This window comes from Candidatus Methylomirabilota bacterium (assembly GCA_035936835.1).
GTDB lineage: Bacteria > Methylomirabilota > Methylomirabilia > Rokubacteriales > CSP1-6 > AR37.
In genome coordinates this window covers 20,223-35,906 of record DASYVT010000047.1, presented here as the reverse complement: position 1 = coordinate 35,906, position 15,684 = coordinate 20,223, and the positions used below count along the sequence as shown (strand labels likewise).

15 protein-coding genes are annotated in these 15,684 nt (G+C 69.9%); 4 read left to right on the top strand and 11 right to left on the bottom strand.

The window, feature by feature from the left end:
- Positions 1-229: 229 nt before the first annotated feature.
- On the bottom strand, positions 230-1,276 hold the full coding sequence (locus VGV06_04085) for an IS110 family transposase (GenBank protein ID HEV2054338.1): 1,047 nt from the start codon (positions 1,274-1,276) through the stop codon (positions 230-232).
- 140 nt (positions 1,277-1,416) lie between these two features.
- Between VGV06_04085 and VGV06_04080 the strand changes: the two genes are divergently transcribed.
- Positions 1,417-3,909 (top strand): serine hydrolase domain-containing protein, encoded by a 2,493-nt coding sequence (locus VGV06_04080; protein HEV2054337.1) that lies wholly within the window; start codon positions 1,417-1,419, stop codon positions 3,907-3,909.
- 262 nt (positions 3,910-4,171) lie between these two features.
- Here VGV06_04080 and VGV06_04075 read toward each other — a convergent pair whose 3' ends face one another.
- Together VGV06_04075 and VGV06_04070 are read right to left on the bottom strand one after the other, a co-directional pair.
- A complete protein-coding gene (locus VGV06_04075; GenBank protein HEV2054336.1) occupies positions 4,172-4,402 on the bottom strand; it encodes a hypothetical protein in 231 nt (76 codons plus the stop codon).
- 2 nt (positions 4,403-4,404) lie between these two features.
- Positions 4,405-5,382: a cyclase family protein gene (locus VGV06_04070; GenBank protein HEV2054335.1), complete on the bottom strand. Its 978-nt coding sequence runs from the start codon at positions 5,380-5,382 to the stop codon at positions 4,405-4,407.
- 119 nt (positions 5,383-5,501) lie between these two features.
- Between VGV06_04070 and VGV06_04065 the strand changes: the two genes are divergently transcribed.
- A complete protein-coding gene (locus VGV06_04065; protein ID HEV2054334.1) occupies positions 5,502-5,651 on the top strand; it encodes a hypothetical protein in 150 nt (49 codons plus the stop codon).
- Between the two features lie 223 nt (positions 5,652-5,874).
- Here VGV06_04065 and VGV06_04060 read toward each other — a convergent pair whose 3' ends face one another.
- The 3 genes from VGV06_04060 to VGV06_04050 are packed head-to-tail and all read right to left on the bottom strand — an operon-like array spanning position 5,875 to position 9,386.
- A complete protein-coding gene (locus VGV06_04060) occupies positions 5,875-7,413 on the bottom strand; it encodes an ABC transporter substrate-binding protein (protein HEV2054333.1) in 1,539 nt (512 codons plus the stop codon).
- Positions 7,410-8,489: a TauD/TfdA family dioxygenase gene (locus VGV06_04055; protein HEV2054332.1), complete on the bottom strand. Its 1,080-nt coding sequence runs from the start codon at positions 8,487-8,489 to the stop codon at positions 7,410-7,412. The genes VGV06_04060 and VGV06_04055 overlap by 4 nt, the downstream gene beginning before the upstream one ends.
- A 15-nt stretch (positions 8,490-8,504) precedes the next feature.
- Positions 8,505-9,386 carry an alpha/beta hydrolase gene (locus tag VGV06_04050; GenBank protein HEV2054331.1) on the bottom strand — a complete coding sequence of 294 codons (882 nt, stop codon included), beginning with the start codon at positions 9,384-9,386 and terminating at the stop codon, positions 8,505-8,507.
- 91 nt (positions 9,387-9,477) lie between these two features.
- On the opposite strand from VGV06_04050, the gene arfB reads away from it, so the two are divergent.
- Positions 9,478-9,909 carry an alternative ribosome rescue aminoacyl-tRNA hydrolase ArfB gene (gene arfB / locus VGV06_04045; GenBank protein ID HEV2054330.1) on the top strand — a complete coding sequence of 144 codons (432 nt, stop codon included), beginning with the start codon at positions 9,478-9,480 and terminating at the stop codon, positions 9,907-9,909.
- 17 nt (positions 9,910-9,926) lie between these two features.
- On the opposite strand, the gene VGV06_04040 is transcribed toward arfB, so the two are convergent.
- The 3 genes from VGV06_04040 to VGV06_04030 are packed head-to-tail and all read right to left on the bottom strand — an operon-like array spanning position 9,927 to position 12,047.
- Positions 9,927-11,033 carry a ResA-like WAxxUGC motif-containing protein gene (locus VGV06_04040; protein HEV2054329.1) on the bottom strand — a complete coding sequence of 369 codons (1,107 nt, stop codon included), beginning with the start codon at positions 11,031-11,033 and terminating at the stop codon, positions 9,927-9,929.
- 12 nt (positions 11,034-11,045) lie between these two features.
- Positions 11,046-11,381: a tetratricopeptide repeat protein gene (locus tag VGV06_04035; protein HEV2054328.1), complete on the bottom strand. Its 336-nt coding sequence runs from the start codon at positions 11,379-11,381 to the stop codon at positions 11,046-11,048.
- Between the two features lie 6 nt (positions 11,382-11,387).
- Positions 11,388-12,047: a nitroreductase family protein gene (locus VGV06_04030; GenBank protein ID HEV2054327.1), complete on the bottom strand. Its 660-nt coding sequence runs from the start codon at positions 12,045-12,047 to the stop codon at positions 11,388-11,390.
- Between the two features lie 141 nt (positions 12,048-12,188).
- Between VGV06_04030 and VGV06_04025 the strand changes: the two genes are divergently transcribed.
- Entirely contained in the window at positions 12,189-12,764 is a 576-nt protein-coding gene (locus VGV06_04025) for a class I SAM-dependent methyltransferase (protein ID HEV2054326.1), read from the top strand.
- Positions 12,765-12,776: 12 nt separating this feature from the next.
- Here the strand turns inward: VGV06_04025 and VGV06_04020 are convergent, their stop codons facing one another.
- A complete protein-coding gene (locus VGV06_04020) occupies positions 12,777-13,559 on the bottom strand; it encodes an SDR family NAD(P)-dependent oxidoreductase (GenBank protein ID HEV2054325.1) in 783 nt (260 codons plus the stop codon).
- A 24-nt stretch (positions 13,560-13,583) separates the two neighbouring features.
- Complete coding sequence (locus VGV06_04015) at positions 13,584-15,509, bottom strand: alpha/beta hydrolase domain-containing protein (GenBank protein ID HEV2054324.1); 1,926 nt, start codon at positions 15,507-15,509, stop codon at positions 13,584-13,586.
- Between the last annotated feature and the right edge of the window lie 175 nt (positions 15,510-15,684).

The following is a 15,684-nucleotide window of genomic DNA, read 5'->3' as shown; positions in this document are numbered from 1 at the left end:
ATGGGGCAGTGGGCTCTGGTCTCGCGAGGTTCCGTCAGCCTTGTATTCGCGCTCGTCAAGGGCGAGGGGCACTCGCCGGCGCATAGGGGGATTCGAAGGGTGGGGGCGCCATCTATCCTGCGGCCCTGCAACAGCGGCCACTTCAACATTCGCGCTCACCCACCCGTCGAACCTGCGAGAGACCACGAGGCTCACCACACCATCACCGTTCAGTCAGTCCCATCGGCCCTCACGCGTGCAGCGCGGCGACCGGGTCCGGATGATGTCGCGTGGGGCGGGGCGCATACACCGTCCCATCCCGAAGGAGCGCATAGAGAATGCCGGCCAGGCGGCGGGCCAGCGCGACGACGGCGATGTGCTTGCCCCGGCGCGTGGCGATGCGCAGGGCCCAGGTCCAGAGCGCCTCGGCCGCGGGGGGCCGACAGCGCAGGATCGAGCGTGCGGCTTGAATGAGCAGCCAGCGGGGGCGCGAGTGCCCGGCCTTGGTGATCGGGCCGCGGCGCTGCGTCTCGCCCGAGCTGTACTCGCGGGGCACGAGGCCGAGATAGGCTTCGAGCTGATGCGCGTGGTGGAAGCGCTGGGCGTCGTCGACCGCAGCGAGGAAGGCGGCCGCGGTGACGGGGCCGACGCCGGGGACGGACCGCAACCGCGGCACGCGGGGATCCTGGACGGCGAGGTGCTCGATCGTCGCGTCCGAGTACGCGAGCTGCTGGTTGAGGGGACCCATGACGGCGAGCAGCGGCGCGACCACCGAGCGCAAGCGGCCCGGCAGGGGCAGGCCCCGAACGCGGTCGGTAAAACGCTCCGCACTGCCGGAGGGCACGCCGTAGCCGTGCTGACGGAGCAGGGCCCGGATGACCGAGATGTAGCGCGTGCGCGTGTGGACCAGGGCGTCCCGCACCCCCAACCGGCCTCGCACGTGGCGCTGGGGATCGGAGAGGCGATGGGCGGGGCGGTAGGCGCCGAGCAGGCAGGCCTCGGCCAGGGCCCGGGCATCGCGCCGGTCGGTCTTCACCTTGCGCGACCGCGTCGCATACATGGGGGCGAAGTTCGGGTCGGCGACGATGACCTCGTGGCCGAGGGCCTCGAGACACCGGGCGACCCATTCGCTGTCGGTCGAGGCCTCGATCAGCAGCCGGGCGCGGGGCCGGGCCCCGAGCACGGCGGCGAAGCGCTCGCCCTCGGTGCGGATCCGCTGCTCGATGATCTCACCCCCCTCGGCGAGGATGTAAATCTGGCTGTCCCTCTTGTGGACGTCGATGCCAATATGGTCCATGGCTGGCCTCTCCCTTCTTGCGGCGTTGACCGCGGGGTGCTCTTGTGGGGCAGTCTATGCCACCACGTCAAGCGAGAGGCCAGCCGCTTCATCCCATCTACGCGCCCAGGCGTCTCCGAGGCGGCCTCCTGCTCGCCGCCGTGCTCGCGCTCACCGTGAGCCCGGCCGACGCGAAGGGGTGCCGCCAGGAGACGCTCCTGCCGGCCGATACGCGGATTGTCCCGCCGTCTCCGAACGTCCCGCCCGATGTCTCACGGTTCTCCGGCGCGTGGAACGGCGCCTGGAAGGATCGCACCGGCGCGGACGCGCAGTGCCACACGCTCGTCGTCGAGGAAGTCTTTCCGAACGGCTTCGCCCGTGTGATCTACAGCCTCGGCACCCACGAACCGTGGGCGGCTTGGCAACCTCGCTCCTGGCGCGCGTCGGGCCGGATCGTCGACGGCGTGCTTCGCTTCCAGCTTCCGACCGTCGAGAAGCCTGACCTGACCTATCGCTTCGCCGACGGCGGACTTGCGGGAGTGTTCAAGAGGGGCCCGACGGAAGGCCGCGTGACGCTCACCCGCGTGATGGACGTGAGCCAGGTCGGATGCCCGCCGCTCCTCGCCGACCTCTCGCCTCCACCGGTGGGAGGCCCACGCGACCGCGTCACCGCCGACGATTTGTTCGCCTCGCGATACGTGGGCGACGGTCCCGTGCACAACGACTACTTCATGCCGGTGGGTCCCCCGGCGCCCGCCCGACATTCGCTGCGGGGGACGCTCACGGTCGGCGCCGGCCGATCGTTCAGCGCGCACAAGGGCTGCGCCGGTCTTCCAACTCCCGGCCCCGGGTTCAGCGCGGCGTTCTTCACGCACGGCGATCATCTGGTCCCGGTCGTACGGACGATCATGTCGTCGCCGGGCGCCACGGCGCAGCTGCCGCTGGCGTTCATCGTGTCCCCGGGGCGCGTGTGGTCCGAGCCGGGCGATCGGGGCATGTCGCGCGCCTCCTTCCCGTTCGTGGTCGTCGATCGGATCACGAACGGCACACACAACGGTCTCGCCACGTTCCTCTTCGACGACACGCGCGTGTCGCATCTCAGGGTCCAATTCACCCAGGAAACCAAGGAGTGGGCGCGAGACGACTTCTGGGCCCAGGGACCGATGACCTACACCCCGGGCGCCATCGCCGAGGAGGTGGCGTTGCGCGCCGAGTTCGAGACCGAGCGGCGACTCGAAGCTCCGATAAAGCCGTGGGCGTCGTTGCCCGTGTCCGCGCGCGACTCGCGGCTCGACGCGTTCGACGGCGATGCCGCCCCCGAAGACATCAGCGCCAACGGCCTCGTGATCGACGGCACCGTCTACGTGAAGAGCTGTACCACGCGCTCCGGTCCGTATCCGTATTGCCGTCACATGCGCCACGGGGTGTTCTCCGTCACGAAATCCCTCGGCGCCGGCGTCGCGCTGCTGCGCCTCGCGCAGAAGTACGGTGACGGCGTGTTCGACCTGAAGATCGCGGACCACGTGAAGGTGACAGCCACGCACGATGGATGGAACGACGTCACGTTCGCGGACGCGCTCAGCATGGCTGCGCCGATCGGAGACAACGGACCGCAGCGTGACTGGCTGGATCCTGAACCCGACGAGAACAAGCCGAAGATGATCGAGTGGGTATTGGCGCCCACGGCGCAGGCGAAGCTCGACCGTGGATTCTCGTACGGGAAGTATCCGTGGGCGCGCGGCGAAGTCGTCCGCTACAACTCGACGGTCACGTTCGTGCTCGCGGCGGCGATGGACGCGTTTCTCAAGCAGAAGGCGGGGCCGAACGCGCATCTCTGGGACATGGTCGTCGACGAGGTCTTTCGGCCAATCGGGATCTTGCACTTGCCGACGATGCACACGCGCGAGAGTGACGGGAGTCGCGGGATTCCGCTGCTCGGGTACGGGCTCTATCCGACCGTCGACGACATCGCGAAGCTGACAACGCTCCTCCAGAACGGCGGCCGGCACGATGGGCAGCAGATCCTGAGCGCGACGAAGCTTGCCGAAGCCCTGTACCGAACGCGGGCGACGGGTCTCCCGACACTCCGGAGCAACCTATTCGGCGAACAGCGGTACCACCTGTCGTTCTGGTCGGTGCCGTATCGCACCGATCTCGGCTGCTTCTTCCAGATCCCGTACATGGCCGGATACGGCGGCAATCTCGTCGCGCTGCTCCCGAACGGCGTCTCCGCCTTCCGTTTCAGCGACGGCCACAACTACGACGTCGACTCGATGATCCTCGCGGGTGAGGCGATTCGTCCCTTCTGTACGTCGCCGCCGCCCGGCGCGGCCCCGAAGGCAATTCAGCAACCACCGCTGACCGCCACCGAGCTCCACGGCGAGCTTCCGGGCAACACGTTCAGGGTCGGCGGGTTGCGGCTCTACATCGCTCCCGACGGCATCGTGTACTCCACGTTGGGATCCGGCTTCGACATCGGCCGATGGCGCATCACCCCCGAGGGACTCTACTGCCGCACGTGGAACGTCACGGACGGCGGGCGCAAGCGGTGCTATCGCGTCTATCGCGAGGCCGAGACGTTCACGCTGCACGTGCACGACCGCTTCGGCGTCGTGAAGCTCACGCGCGCGCGCGGCAAGTCGCAAGAGTTTTAGGCCAAGCCGCACCGCCGGGTGCGGCGCATCGCCACGCTGGAGGCCCCGGCCGTGGTGGGCACGATCCTCGCGCCCCTGGGCCTGCTCCACCCGGCGGACTCTCCGGGGCCGGCCCCGCCGTCGGCCGCCCTGCGCGCTGCCGCCCCCTCCCATCAGTAATCCGCCCAGTCTCGGGGTTGGACGCTGCCCCGGCAGGACGCGTCTTGACTGCCCCGCGCTCGCCGGCGCAAGCTCGTAGCTGCTGACTGGCCCGGCTGGGGGATCACCGATGCGCGACGCGCGGTTCTCTCGGCGCCCGCCACCCCGCCGTCGGTGTCCGCCGGCCCCGGCCCGGTCTGAGAATGGCCTTTATCTCGCCTACGCGCTCGGTCAGCCAGACCTCGTCGAAGCCCAGCTCCTCCGTCCACTGCATCTCGTCGAGCTCACGGTGGATGACCTCGGCGTGGGTCATCCCCGGCGCCGCCTGCAAGAAATAGTAGGTCCCGAAGCCCATCGCTACTTGATGGCCTGGGGATTGATCGGGGAGCCCACCGCGCGGGTGATGGGCAACGGCGGGGCCACGAACATGAACTCGTAGACGCCGTCCGCCGCGCAGTCGGCGCCGAGCGCCTCGAGGTCGAAGATCTCCCCGACGAGCAGCCCCATGTTCACGATGATTACGAGGTGGAGAGGCTGGAAGGCGCCGGCCAACTCGTTGGGCCGGACCTCAGCCCCCCAGGTGTCGGTGGCGATTCCCGCGACGGATTTCTCGTGGAGCCACGGGGCGGTGAGAAATGAGAGGCCCGCGGCGTCGCCGGCCGAGAAGGTCCCCCAGCTCCGCTCCCGGACTCTTCGGCCCACGTCCCCCGTCCTGATCAGCACGATGTCACCGGCTTCAATCGTGACGCGCTCACTGGCCGCGCACGCATCCAGGTCTTCGGTGTAGATCGGCTCGCCCGGCCGGAGCGCGTCCACGCCCTTGAACCGCGCGATGTCGAGGAGGACACCGCGGGAGACGATCTTGTCCTTGTAGTGCTCGATGCCGTTACGCGCCGCGCCGGTGGACGACACCAGGCTCGCATCGCGCCCGCCGTACATCTTGCCATTGTGGAAGATGTGGCCGAGCCCGTCCCACTGCGTCCCGCACTGCAGGAACATGGTGATCTGGTCGTCGGCGAAGCCCCAGCCGAATGGCAGCGTGTCGAAGCCCGCCAGCTTCTGCCGGCCCGTCGCGTGGTCCGTGCCCGTGGCCACCATGCTGTGGATCGGGTTCACCCGGCCGAAGGCGCCGGTCTGCGGGCCGTTCGTGTCGAAGTTGAGGGCGCAGGAGATGACCTTGCCCTGTCGCACGAGGCGGCCCGCCCGCTTGATGACCTCGGGCGTGATGAAGTTCAGCGTCCCGATCTCGTCTTCGGCACCCCAGCGACCCCAGTTGCGAAACCGCGTGCAGTATTCCTCGAGGAGCGCGGGGGTGACGGCGGGGCGAGTGGTCATCAGGTCCTCCCTGGTGGGGTGTCGGAGGCGCTTCCAACCTTGCCACGTCTTGACAGCCAAGCGTACGGTCATCTTCGAGTATCATGCGGCACCGGAAAAAGTCGTAGAGGAGGACGGCCATGGCCTACGAAGCGCTCCTTGCCGAAACGGTGTACATGCGCGGGCACCAGGGCGATCAGATCGACGCGTACCTGGCGCGTCCGTTTGGAGGCGGCCCGTATCCGGGCGTGGTCGTCATCTGGACTCTGCCCCTGCAGGACGCGTCTTGACTGCCTCGCGGTCGCCGGCGCAAGATCGCAGTTGATGACTGGCCCGGCCGGGGGATCATCGATGCGCTCCGCGCGGTGCTCTCGGCGCCAGCTACCCCGCCGTCGGTGCTCGCCGGCCCCGGCCGGTCTGATCATGGCCTTCGTGTCGCCTACGCGCTTCGGCGACACGCTGCGCGACGCCTGGGATCCGAAGCTCCGCCGCCAGGGCTGAGCGGCTCGCGGCCTACTTCGCCTTGAGCGTGACGTCCTCGTAGGGCGCCGAGTAGGCGTGGCCGGAGATGAGGCCGAGGCCCGACTCCTGGACGCGCGGCCCCACGCCGTTCAGGAAGGCCAGCTCCCAGATGGGCGCGTACATGACCTTGTCGTGAACGAGCTGCTGGATCTTGTGCAGGGTCGCCTCGCGGCGCTTCCGGTCCAGCTCGGCCGCCTGCTCCTGGAACAGTCCGTCGATGTCCGGGTATCCGCCGTAGGCGTAGGCCCCTCCTGTAACGCCGAAGGCCTCGAGGCGCGTGGCGGTGTTGCCGAACGCCCCGCTCGATCCCTGGATGATGTTCTTGAGCTTCTTCTCGGAGTACGCGCTGAAGAACGCCGCCCGCTCGAGCGGGCGGAGCCTCACGCGAATCCCCGCCGCCTGGAGATTGTTGCCGACAGCTTCGGCCAGATTGGAGTAGGAGGCGTCACAGTAGTAGTCGCCGGCATCGAAGCCGCTGGGGTAACCGGCCTCCGCGAGGAGCTGCTTGGCTCGGGCCGCGCCATAGACGGGAGCCGGCGGCTGCCAGAAAAAGTCGAACGAGCTGGGGATGATGCTGCCGGTGAGCTTGGAATACCCGAGGGTCAGCGCCTGGTTGATGGTTGGACGATCCATGGCCAGGCTCGCGGCCAGCCGGACCCGGCGATCGTACCACGGCGACTTGGGATCCCACTGGTCGGGGAAGTAGAGCCAGAACGTGCCCTGGATGACTGCGGGCTTGAGGGTGAGACCTGCCGTCCGCTGCAGCTCTTCGGCCAGCTCGCCGCGCACGGAGTAGACGATGTCCACCTCACCGCGCTTGAGCGCGGCCAGCCGGGTGGACTCGTCGGAGATGACACGGAAGACCAGGCGCTTCACGCTGGGGGACTTCCGCCAGTACTGGTCGAAGGCCTCGAGGACCAGCTCGACCCCGGGGGTGAACGACACGAACTTGTAGGGCCCCGCGCCTACCGGCGCTTTCTTGAAGCCCTCGTCGCCCACCTTCTCGACGTATTTCTTCGGCACGATCCAGCCCGCACCCGTGGCGTTCGTATAGAAGGTCAGGAAGTCGGGCCACGGTTGCCTCAGACGGAAGCGGACTCGCACGGGATCGGGCGCCTCCACGGCGACCACCCGTTCCTTTAGCATCTTGTTGGAGCTGCCGCGGTAGCGCTCGAAGGAGAACTTCACGTCCTCGGCGGTGACGGGGTCGCCGTTGTGGAATCGCGCCCCTTTGCGGAGGACGAATTCGTAGACGAGGCCGTCCTTCGAAACGGACCACGACTCGGCCAGGCTCGGCGCCGTGGGCTGGCCGGGCATGGGCTTCACCATGGCGTCGTGCAGCGCGTAGAGCACCATGAAGGGTGTGATCATGCCAGGGGTCTCGGCGGGCTCGAACCAGGTCGGGGCCAGCGAGACGTGCACGCCCCAGATGAGCTGGCCTTCGGGAGCGGCGAGTCCCCTCCCGGGCGCAACGGCGAGGACGAGCACGAGGGTGACGAGGATCAGGACAAGCGCGCGTCGATAGGTCATGAACATGTCTCCTTCTGAGCGGGCACGGGCTGGGCGATGCCGCCGCGGGGCGCGCCCGCCACCGTCGTGCCCCAGAGCGTCTCGAAGCCCGGCGGCAGCGCGCGGCTGTTGAGCGGCGCGAGCCAGAGGCGCAGCAAGAGCCGGTCGCCGTCCGGGCCGTTCGCGTCTTCATACGCCGTGCGCCCATGGTAGATGACGTGGTTGTTGAGAAGCTGGAGGTCGCCGGGCTCGAGCTCCATGGTGAAGGCCAATTCTTCGCACACCTCGGCGTGCAAGTCGAGCGCCTCCTCCTGGGCCGCGCTCAGGCGCGGGACGCCGGGCAGCTTCTGCGCGGCCTCCACGAACGTCCGCGAGTACTGCGTGGTGAACTTGCCCTGGTGCATCGCGAAGAGCGGCAGCGCGTAGGTCTGGCGCTCGCCGCCGTCCTCCTCGCCCTGGCGGCTCCGCCAGTAGTCCTGCCAGAGAAGGGCGTGGAGGTCGGGCCGCCGGGCGAGGATCGCGTTGGCCACGCTCACCGCGCTCACGATCCGGCTCAAACCGCCGGCGCGTGCCGTGCGCACGCACAGGAGGCTCACGAGGTCGCAGCGGTCGGTGTGGAAGCGCAGCGGCCCGGCCGACCGCGCCTTCGAGCGCGAGGAGCGGCCGAGCGCTGAGTCCATCGACACCTCGCGGACCTGTCCATAGAGCCGATTCTCGTCCCGCACCTCGCCGATCAGCTCGCCCTGCGCGTTCTGGTAGCGGGCGCGGCCCAGGTGGGCGCCGAGGCCCCAGTAGAGGTTCTTCAGCTCGTCCGGCGCGTAGCGGCCGACGGGAATGCCGCGCAGGAGCACGAAGCCGCGCCCACGCTCCAGCTCATCGAGGACGCTCCCCAGCTCGCGCGAGAACGTCGGCAGCGGGAAGTCGTCGCAGCCGAAGCGCGGCCAGGCGAGGCCGCGGCGCTCGAGGCCGCGGAGCGCCGCATCCAGCTCGGCGACCGCCCGGGCGGACACGGTCCCGATCCATTCCGTGGATCGCGCCATGTCGGCGCCCAGCCACGCCTCGGGTCCGGCGATCGGCTCCGCCTTCATCGTGCTCATCACCGCTCCTTTTGATCAGTCCTTCAGGAACTCGCGAATGATCCGGAGGAACTCGTCCAAGCGGTCATGGTGCAGCCAATGCCCCGCCTTGTCGATGCCGAGGACGGTGGCGTTGCGAAACGGCGCGGCACGGCCATCCTCGGCCGGGTTGCCGGATTGGCTCTCCTTCCCGTACAGGAGAAGGGTCGGACTGTCGATCCGCGACCACAGGTCTTTGATGTCCCGGCCGGACATGTCGTAGGGGGGCCAGGCGCGCACGTAGTTGTCGAACTTCCAGCTGTAGGTGCCGTCCTCGTTCTGGTTGACGCCCTGGGCGGTCAGGTGCCGCGCCTGCTCCGCGGAGAGATGCGGGTTCTCCTCCTGCATGCGGCGGAAGGCGTCCTCGATCGAGGCGTAGCGCCTGGGCGTCCGGCCGGCGAGGCCGCGCTGCTCACTGATCCAGTCGTCCATGCGTAGGGCAATGGTCTTGGCGCCCCGCTCGGCCAGCACGCGCGGCGGCGGGCCGAGCCCCTCGATGGCCGCCAGCCTCGCCACCGTGTCGGGATAGATGCCGGCGTAGCGGAGCGCGATGTTCCCGCCGAGGGAGTGCGCGATGATCGTGACCGGCGCCAGCCGCTGTTGGTGGACGAGCTGGGCCAGGTCGTAGATGTAGCCGGCCATCGTATAGGTGCCGTCGGGCGACCACTGGCTGTCGCCGTGCCCGCGAAGGTCCGGCGCGATGATGTGCCAGTCGTTCCTGAGCGCCGCGGCGGTCCAGTCCCAGTTCCGGCAGTGGTCGCGCCCGCCGTGGAGCAGGAGCAGCGGAGGCTTGCCGGCGTTGCCCCAGTCCACGTAGTGCAGACGCAGGCGCTGGGAAAAGTAGGTGTGCGAAGTCGGTCCAGGCATGTTGTCGGTCATCGCGTCAGCTCGATCCTCACTGAGCAATGGTGCCAGACCGGCTGGGACGGGTCAAACCGCCGGGCCCAGGCGCTTCCGCTACAATGGCGGCATGAGCGAGGCGATCGTCGTGACGGACACGGTGCGCGTTCCGCCGTCGGCGCTGACAGTCCACGCCGTGCGGGCCTCCGGGCCGGGCGGCCAGAACGTGAACAAGGTCGCGACCAAGATCGACCTGCGCGTGGACCTGGCGGGCGTCGAAGGACTCTCCGATGCCGCCCGCGCACGGCTGCGCGGGCTGGCGGGCCACCGGCTGGACGCCGACGGCCGGCTGGTGATCACGAGCCAGGCGACCCGCAACCAGGCGCGCAACCTCGAGGATGCCCGCGCCCGGGTCGCCGACCTGATCCGGACCGCCCTCACCGCGCCGCGCCGGCGCGTCCACACGGCGCCGACGGCGGGCGCGCGGCGACGGCGGCTCGCCGGGAAGAAATTGCGCGGAGCCGTGAAGCGCTGGCGAGCCCGGCCGGGCGATGCCGACTGAGCGCGCGCGCTCGCCCGCTACGGCTCCAGCACCGTCGGCGGATAGTACGGGCGATCGCCGAGAGCGTCCACGGCGGCCCAGAACTCTGCGCCGCCCGCCTTGCCCGGCTCCTCCAGCTCCCAGGTCTGTCGCCGGTAGCTCCAGCTCTCGGGATGCAGCCGGCGCGCCTCCGCCAGGTATGGCGCCGCCGCCTGCGCGTGTCCGCTCGCGTGGAGGTATTGGCCGAGGCGAAAGTTGGCCGCCGCGAGCGCGTGTTCCGAAGCCGGGAGCGGCAGGCGCCGGCGCGCCGCGGCTGGAGACAGCGCGTACGGGCTCGCCGGCCCGGTGACGGCCCAATCGCGCAGCGCATTGAGATACGTCCCTTGTATGCGCTCGCGCTCGGCCATGCCTAGAGCGCTCATCTGCTTGGTGGTGCGGTCCAGCTCCGTACGGAACGCGTCACTCGAGCCCGCCGTCTCGGTCGGCCTCACGATCCGCCCGGCTTCGTCGATCCACACTGCTGAGGACACGTTCACGACACCGTACAGCTCGGCCGTCACGTGGCGCTCGTCGATCAGGGACGGATAGGTCGCCTTCGCTTTGCTGATCCACGGCTCGGTCTTCGCGGGCCCGCCGCTGTCGAGCGCGACCGAGATGACGATGAAGTTCCGCGCCTTCAGCTCATCGTAGAGCGCCTGCCACACGGGCAGGTCGAAGCGGCACCCTCACCAGGACGCCCAGAACACGAGGAAGACCTTCTTGCCGCGATAGTCCGCCAGCGCGTGCGGACGGCCCTCGAGATCCGGCAGCGTGAAATCGGGCGCCCGGAGCGACTGCATGTCATCGAGGCGCGTGGCGGCGGTTCCGAAGGACCACACGCCGTGCGCGTCTTCGTGGACCACGGGCTCCGCGAGCAGCCGCGCCAGCGCGGCGAGATTGAAGCGCGCGGGGCGCTCGCGCACGAACTCGGCCTCCCGGCCCCGGGGAATGGGCACGCACACGTCGCCGCGACACGCGCCTTCGGGCCGAAGCTCCCAGCCGGTGGCCGCCGGCAGCTCGTGGGCATGCACCCACAGGTCCCCGCCCTCCGCAGTGGCCGCGGCGGCGTACGGCGGCCGCTCTTTGTACAGGATGGTCACGCTCATCGGGTCCTCCTCTCAGTTTCCTGACGTCGTCGTCTCCAAACGATGGACGAACACCTCGATCTCTTTCTTCGTCTGGAGGTCGCCGGTCCGCGCCGCTACCTCGAGCCCCTTCCGGTACGCCGCCAGGGCTTCCTCGCGTCGTCCGGCCCGCTCGAGCGCCCGGCCGAGACCACGATGGGCGGCGGAGTAGTCGGGCTTGAGCCGGATCGTTTCCTCGTACTCCCTGACTGCATTCTCGGCCTGGCCGGCCTCGAGGTACGCGGCAGCCAGGCCGAAGCGGACGACCGGATCGTCCGGCATCATCTCGGCAACCTCCTTAAACTCGGCGATCCGATCGGGCTCAGCCACGCGCGCTCACAGCCACGGCCCGCCCCAGCGCTCTCGCATCGCGAACTCGGCCACCGGCTTGCGCTTGAGCTTCGTCAACGTGCGGACGGGCCGCCCGAGGGGCATGACCGCGCACACGGCGACGTGCTTCGGGATGCCGAGGAGCGCCTGGACCTTCGGCTCCTGGGCGGTGGCGAGCGTCGTGATGGTGCCTCCGAACCCCTCGTGGCGCGCGGCCAGCAGGATGTTCCACGCAAACGGGTAGATCGACGCGCCGCTCACGACGCCGATGCGCTCGAGGTCCTGGTCCATCGAGGCGACGACCTTGAGATCGACGCAGATGACCAGCACGACGGGCGCTTTCGCGATGGGTTCCGTCAGGCGCGGCGGCGGCTCCGTGCGCTCGATGGTGGCGGCGTCCACGCCCGGCGGGTCGATGGTGTTCCAGGGGTTCTCGCCGTTCTTCACCTGGGCGGCGTACCGCTTGGCCGCCAACCCGCTCAGCTCCGCCAGCGCGCGCTTCGTGGCGGGATCGCGGACGACGACGACGCGCCAGCCCTGACGGTTGCCGCCGCTGGGGGCGAAGCGGGCGTGGTCGAGGATCTTGCCGAGCGCCTCATCGGGCAGCGGATCGCCCGTGAACTCGCGCGCGGCGAAGGTGGCGCGCATCACGTCGTAGAGCTCCATCATGTGCCTCCAGCCGCGCGTTGGATTGGACCGCACAGGAACGATACCACGGCCGCGAAGAGGTCGCTTGACGGCGCGTCCCGGCGCGTGCCAAATAGGGCGACCCCGTTCCAACATACCGACGATCGCGAGAGGAGATCCATGACGCCGAAAGAGCTGGCCGGCGCGCTGCGCCGACAACTGAACCCGCGCCGGGCGACCTGGCAGAAGCCCGCCGTCCTCGTACGGGCGCTCGGGCTGCGCCGCGGCCAGGTCGTGGCGGAGATCGGCTCGGGCCCGGGCTACTTCACCCCGCGGCTGGCGCGCGCGGTGGGCCCGTCCGGTCACGTCTACGCGGTCGATCCCGAGGCGGCCGTGCTGGACGTGCTGCGCCGTCGACTCGCGCGCACAGGCGCGCGAAATGTCACGCCGGTGCTGAGCCGCCACGACGACCCGCTCCTGCCGCGCGGCCGCTGTGACGTGGCCGTGCTCATCAACGCCTACCACCACATGCACGGGCGCGTCGCGTTCCTGCGCCGGCTGGTCGCGGAGCTGCCGAAGAACGCCCGCGTCGTGAACATCGACTGGGACGAAGAGACGGAGTTCGGCCCGCCGCCGAGGCGCCGCATCCCCCGCGCGCGCTTCCTGCGCGACGCGCGGCGCGCGGGGCTGCGCCTGGTGGCCGATCGCCCGCTCCTGCCGCACCAGTACTTCCTCGTCCTGCGCCGCGCGCGCTGAGCGGCGCCGGGCTCACCCGGCCGGCTCGCCCGCGTTGACGGCGAGGACCTGGCCCGACACGCTTCGCGTCATGTCGCTGCAGAAGAAGACCGTCGCGTCCACGATGTCGTCCGCCGTGACCATGCGCTTGAGCGGCGACCGCTCGATCATGGCGGCCCGCATCTGCTCCACGGAGATGCCGCGCACCTGGGCCTGGCCGGCTATGACGCGGTCGATGCGGTCGCCCTCCACGGCTCCGGGGGCGACGCAGTTGACGCGGATATTGTGCGGCGCCAGCTCGAGGGCCATGCCGAACGTCATGCCGACCTGGCCCGCCTTGGCCGAGCAGTAGCCGATGCGATAGGGCAATCCGCGGCGGCCGGCGCCGGAGGAAATGTTCACGATAGCGCCGCCGCCGGCCTTGATCATCTCGGGCACGACGAAGCGCGTGCAGAGGTAGGAGCTGGTGAGGCAGGAGTCGATGGTGTAGCGCCAGTCCTCCATCGAGTAGTCCTGCACCGGCTTGGTCACGCCGCCGTCGCCCGCGTTGTTGACGAGGGTGTCGACCTTGCCGAACTCCTTCACGCCTGCGGCCACCAGACGGCGGACCTCGTCCTCGTGCGAAGCGTCGCACACCACAGCGATCGCGCGGCCGCCCGCGGCCTTTACCTGCGCCGCCGTCTCCTTCACGAGGTCGGCTGAGCGCGCCGCGCACACCACGGCGGCGCCTTCACGCGCGAAGCGCAGGCTCAAGGCGCGCCCGATGCCCTTGGACGCGCCGGTGATGATCGCTACCTTTCCGTCGAGCAGACCCATGTCGCTGCCTCCCTTGAATGCCGGTCAGGCCTTCGGGGTCCAGGCGTCCCACATCCGCGCTCCGAACGCGAGCGAGGTCTCGACGTCCTCCTCGAGGAGGTAGCCTTCGGCGGCGAGCGCTCGCGCGGCCGCGCCCACGCGGGCCAGGTAGTCCTCGCGCGAGCGGTAGCGCTCGGTGATCGAGAGGCGCCGATCGCCGGCCGCCTCGCGCTCCGCGCGCGTCGCCGCGAAGGGCAGCGTCGCACCGGCGAAGTAGAGGAGCTGCTCGGCGCCTCCGCTGTCGGGATGGCGGAGATTCCAGCCGGTATGCGTGGCGAGCGGCACGGTGAGCTCGGGCACGGCGATGCCCGCGCGCTCGTTGCCGTCGTCATCCACCGCGCTCACGCGCGTGCCGTAGGCGGGGCCCGGCCGCGGCGGCAGCGTCGAGAAGTCCTGGCGCTGCGGCCGGGCGCAGTGGCCGGGATAGCGGGCGCCGGGGATCCGCGCGAACACCGGCAAGAGCGTCGCGGGATCGACGGCGGTGCCGTCGCCGACGCGCGGATGACGGCCGGGCGGCGGCGGGACACCCTGCGTCACCCACCGGTCGAGGTTCACGAGGCACGCGCGGAGGAGCCGGCCGTAGTTCACGACCCCGCGGAGGTGCTGCGCGCGCTCGATCCATCCGCGCGGATCCGCCGCGACCGCCTGCGCGTCGGCGGGCGGCCAGACACCGAGGCCGTGCTCAGTGCCGGCGAAATGGTAGACGCGCACGTCGGGACCGTGCTCGACGTCGCGCGTACCGGCGGGTTCGGTGTGGATCAGCGAGGCGTCGCCGCGGTGGTACTCGAACGAGGTGTTCGTGTAGAAGGCTTTCAGACCGCCGCGCGGCTCCACCTGGAACGGCTCGAAGTGGGCCATCATCGCCGGCCGGTCTTTCGAGTTCTGGCCGAAGCGGTCGTTGAACTCGCCGAGCATCCCGCCGGCCACGTTGGCGATGATGCCGTCGAGCGCGCGCCGGCCCGCCTCGTCGACGTTCAGATCGTGATGGATCATCGTGCGCAGGAGGCGTCCTGTCTGCGAGCGGCCGTAAGCAAAGCCGTGACGAAGCCCGCCCGCCGCGGGGTTGCCCTCGGCCGCGCTCCCGTGCTTGAGCCACGCGGCGCAGTCGCGCAGCGCCGCCATCCCGAGGCCGAGCACGCGGGCGCCGACGGCGGTGTACGCGAGCTGGTAGATCCGGCCCTTGGCGAAGCCGCCGCCCAGATAGATGTGGCGGGCGTCGGGGATGACGCGCTCGCCGTCTACTCGGGAGAAGCGCCAGTGGTTTCGCGGGATCACCTCCGCCGGGCCATCGGGCTGGTCGCGCACCACGAGGACGGCGCCGGGCTCGTCGAGATCCGCCGCTTCGTATGCATCGTGGCCGCGGTCCGAGAGCAGGAAATCGGCCACGTCCACCGGCGCCTGGAGCTGGACGTAGACGCGCCCGGTGAGCCGCCGGCCGTCGGGGCCGAGCGCTTCCGGAGCCTCGAGCCGCAGGAGGCCCGGCACCTCGGGCGGAAGGTCGCACTGCCAGCCGCACGAGACGACGACCCAGCCGCGCCGCATAAGCCAGCCGTCGCCGGCGTCGACAGGCGGATTCGGGTCGCCGCCTGGTCCTGCCGCCGGGCGCGTGGCGTGGTTGAAGTTCGGGACGGCGACCGTGTTGCCGCGATTCACGACGTCCACGAGGAACCTGCCGGTCATCACCGCGCGATCGACGGGCAGCAAGATCGAGACGTCGGCAGCGAAGGCGACGCGCCCGGCCGCATCCCGCGGCGCCAGCGCGACGTCGGTGATGGCGCGATTCGCCGCGTGCTGCGGATCGACCGCGAGGTGGAGCCTGCCCGCCAGCTCCTCGTAGCGGCCCACGTCGCCGAACGCGCGTCCGCCGGCGAGCGGACGCCGCTGGGTCACCTCAAATCGCGTGACAGGCATCGGCCCTCCTCATCGATTCACGATGGTTCCCCATGGGGCACGATAGTGGACTGAGCTCCCTTGTTCCGTCAACTGGGCGTGGCAAGTATCGGAAGCCGCACGGTATAATCACCCGACGAAGGGGGGTGAGCACATGGCCAAGGGCTCGAGCATGCGGAAGGAAAAGAAGAAGCCG

What these genes read in the sequence shown, in the direction of transcription:
- VGV06_04065 (HEV2054334.1), top strand. Translation starts at nt 5,502, where the DNA reads ATGGCCTACGAAGCGCTCCTTGCCGAAACGGTGTACATGCGCGGGCAC.
- arfB (HEV2054330.1), top strand. Translation starts at nt 9,478, where the DNA reads ATGAGCGAGGCGATCGTCGTGACGGACACGGTGCGCGTTCCGCCGTCG.
- VGV06_04020 (HEV2054325.1), bottom strand. Translation starts at nt 13,559, where the DNA reads ATGGGTCTGCTCGACGGAAAGGTAGCGATCATCACCGGCGCGTCCAAG.
- VGV06_04030 (HEV2054327.1), bottom strand. Translation starts at nt 12,047, where the DNA reads ATGGAGCTCTACGACGTGATGCGCGCCACCTTCGCCGCGCGCGAGTTC.
- VGV06_04075 (HEV2054336.1), bottom strand. Translation starts at nt 4,402, where the DNA reads ATGGGCTTCGGGACCTACTATTTCTTGCAGGCGGCGCCGGGGATGACC.
- VGV06_04055 (HEV2054332.1), bottom strand. Translation starts at nt 8,489, where the DNA reads ATGAGCACGATGAAGGCGGAGCCGATCGCCGGACCCGAGGCGTGGCTG.
- VGV06_04050 (HEV2054331.1), bottom strand. Translation starts at nt 9,386, where the DNA reads ATGACCGACAACATGCCTGGACCGACTTCGCACACCTACTTTTCCCAG.
- VGV06_04070 (HEV2054335.1), bottom strand. Translation starts at nt 5,382, where the DNA reads ATGACCACTCGCCCCGCCGTCACCCCCGCGCTCCTCGAGGAATACTGC.
- VGV06_04025 (HEV2054326.1), top strand. Translation starts at nt 12,189, where the DNA reads ATGACGCCGAAAGAGCTGGCCGGCGCGCTGCGCCGACAACTGAACCCG.
- VGV06_04060 (HEV2054333.1), bottom strand. Translation starts at nt 7,413, where the DNA reads ATGACCTATCGACGCGCGCTTGTCCTGATCCTCGTCACCCTCGTGCTC.
- VGV06_04085 (HEV2054338.1), bottom strand. Translation starts at nt 1,276, where the DNA reads ATGGACCATATTGGCATCGACGTCCACAAGAGGGACAGCCAGATTTAC.
- VGV06_04015 (HEV2054324.1), bottom strand. Translation starts at nt 15,509, where the DNA reads ATGCCTGTCACGCGATTTGAGGTGACCCAGCGGCGTCCGCTCGCCGGC.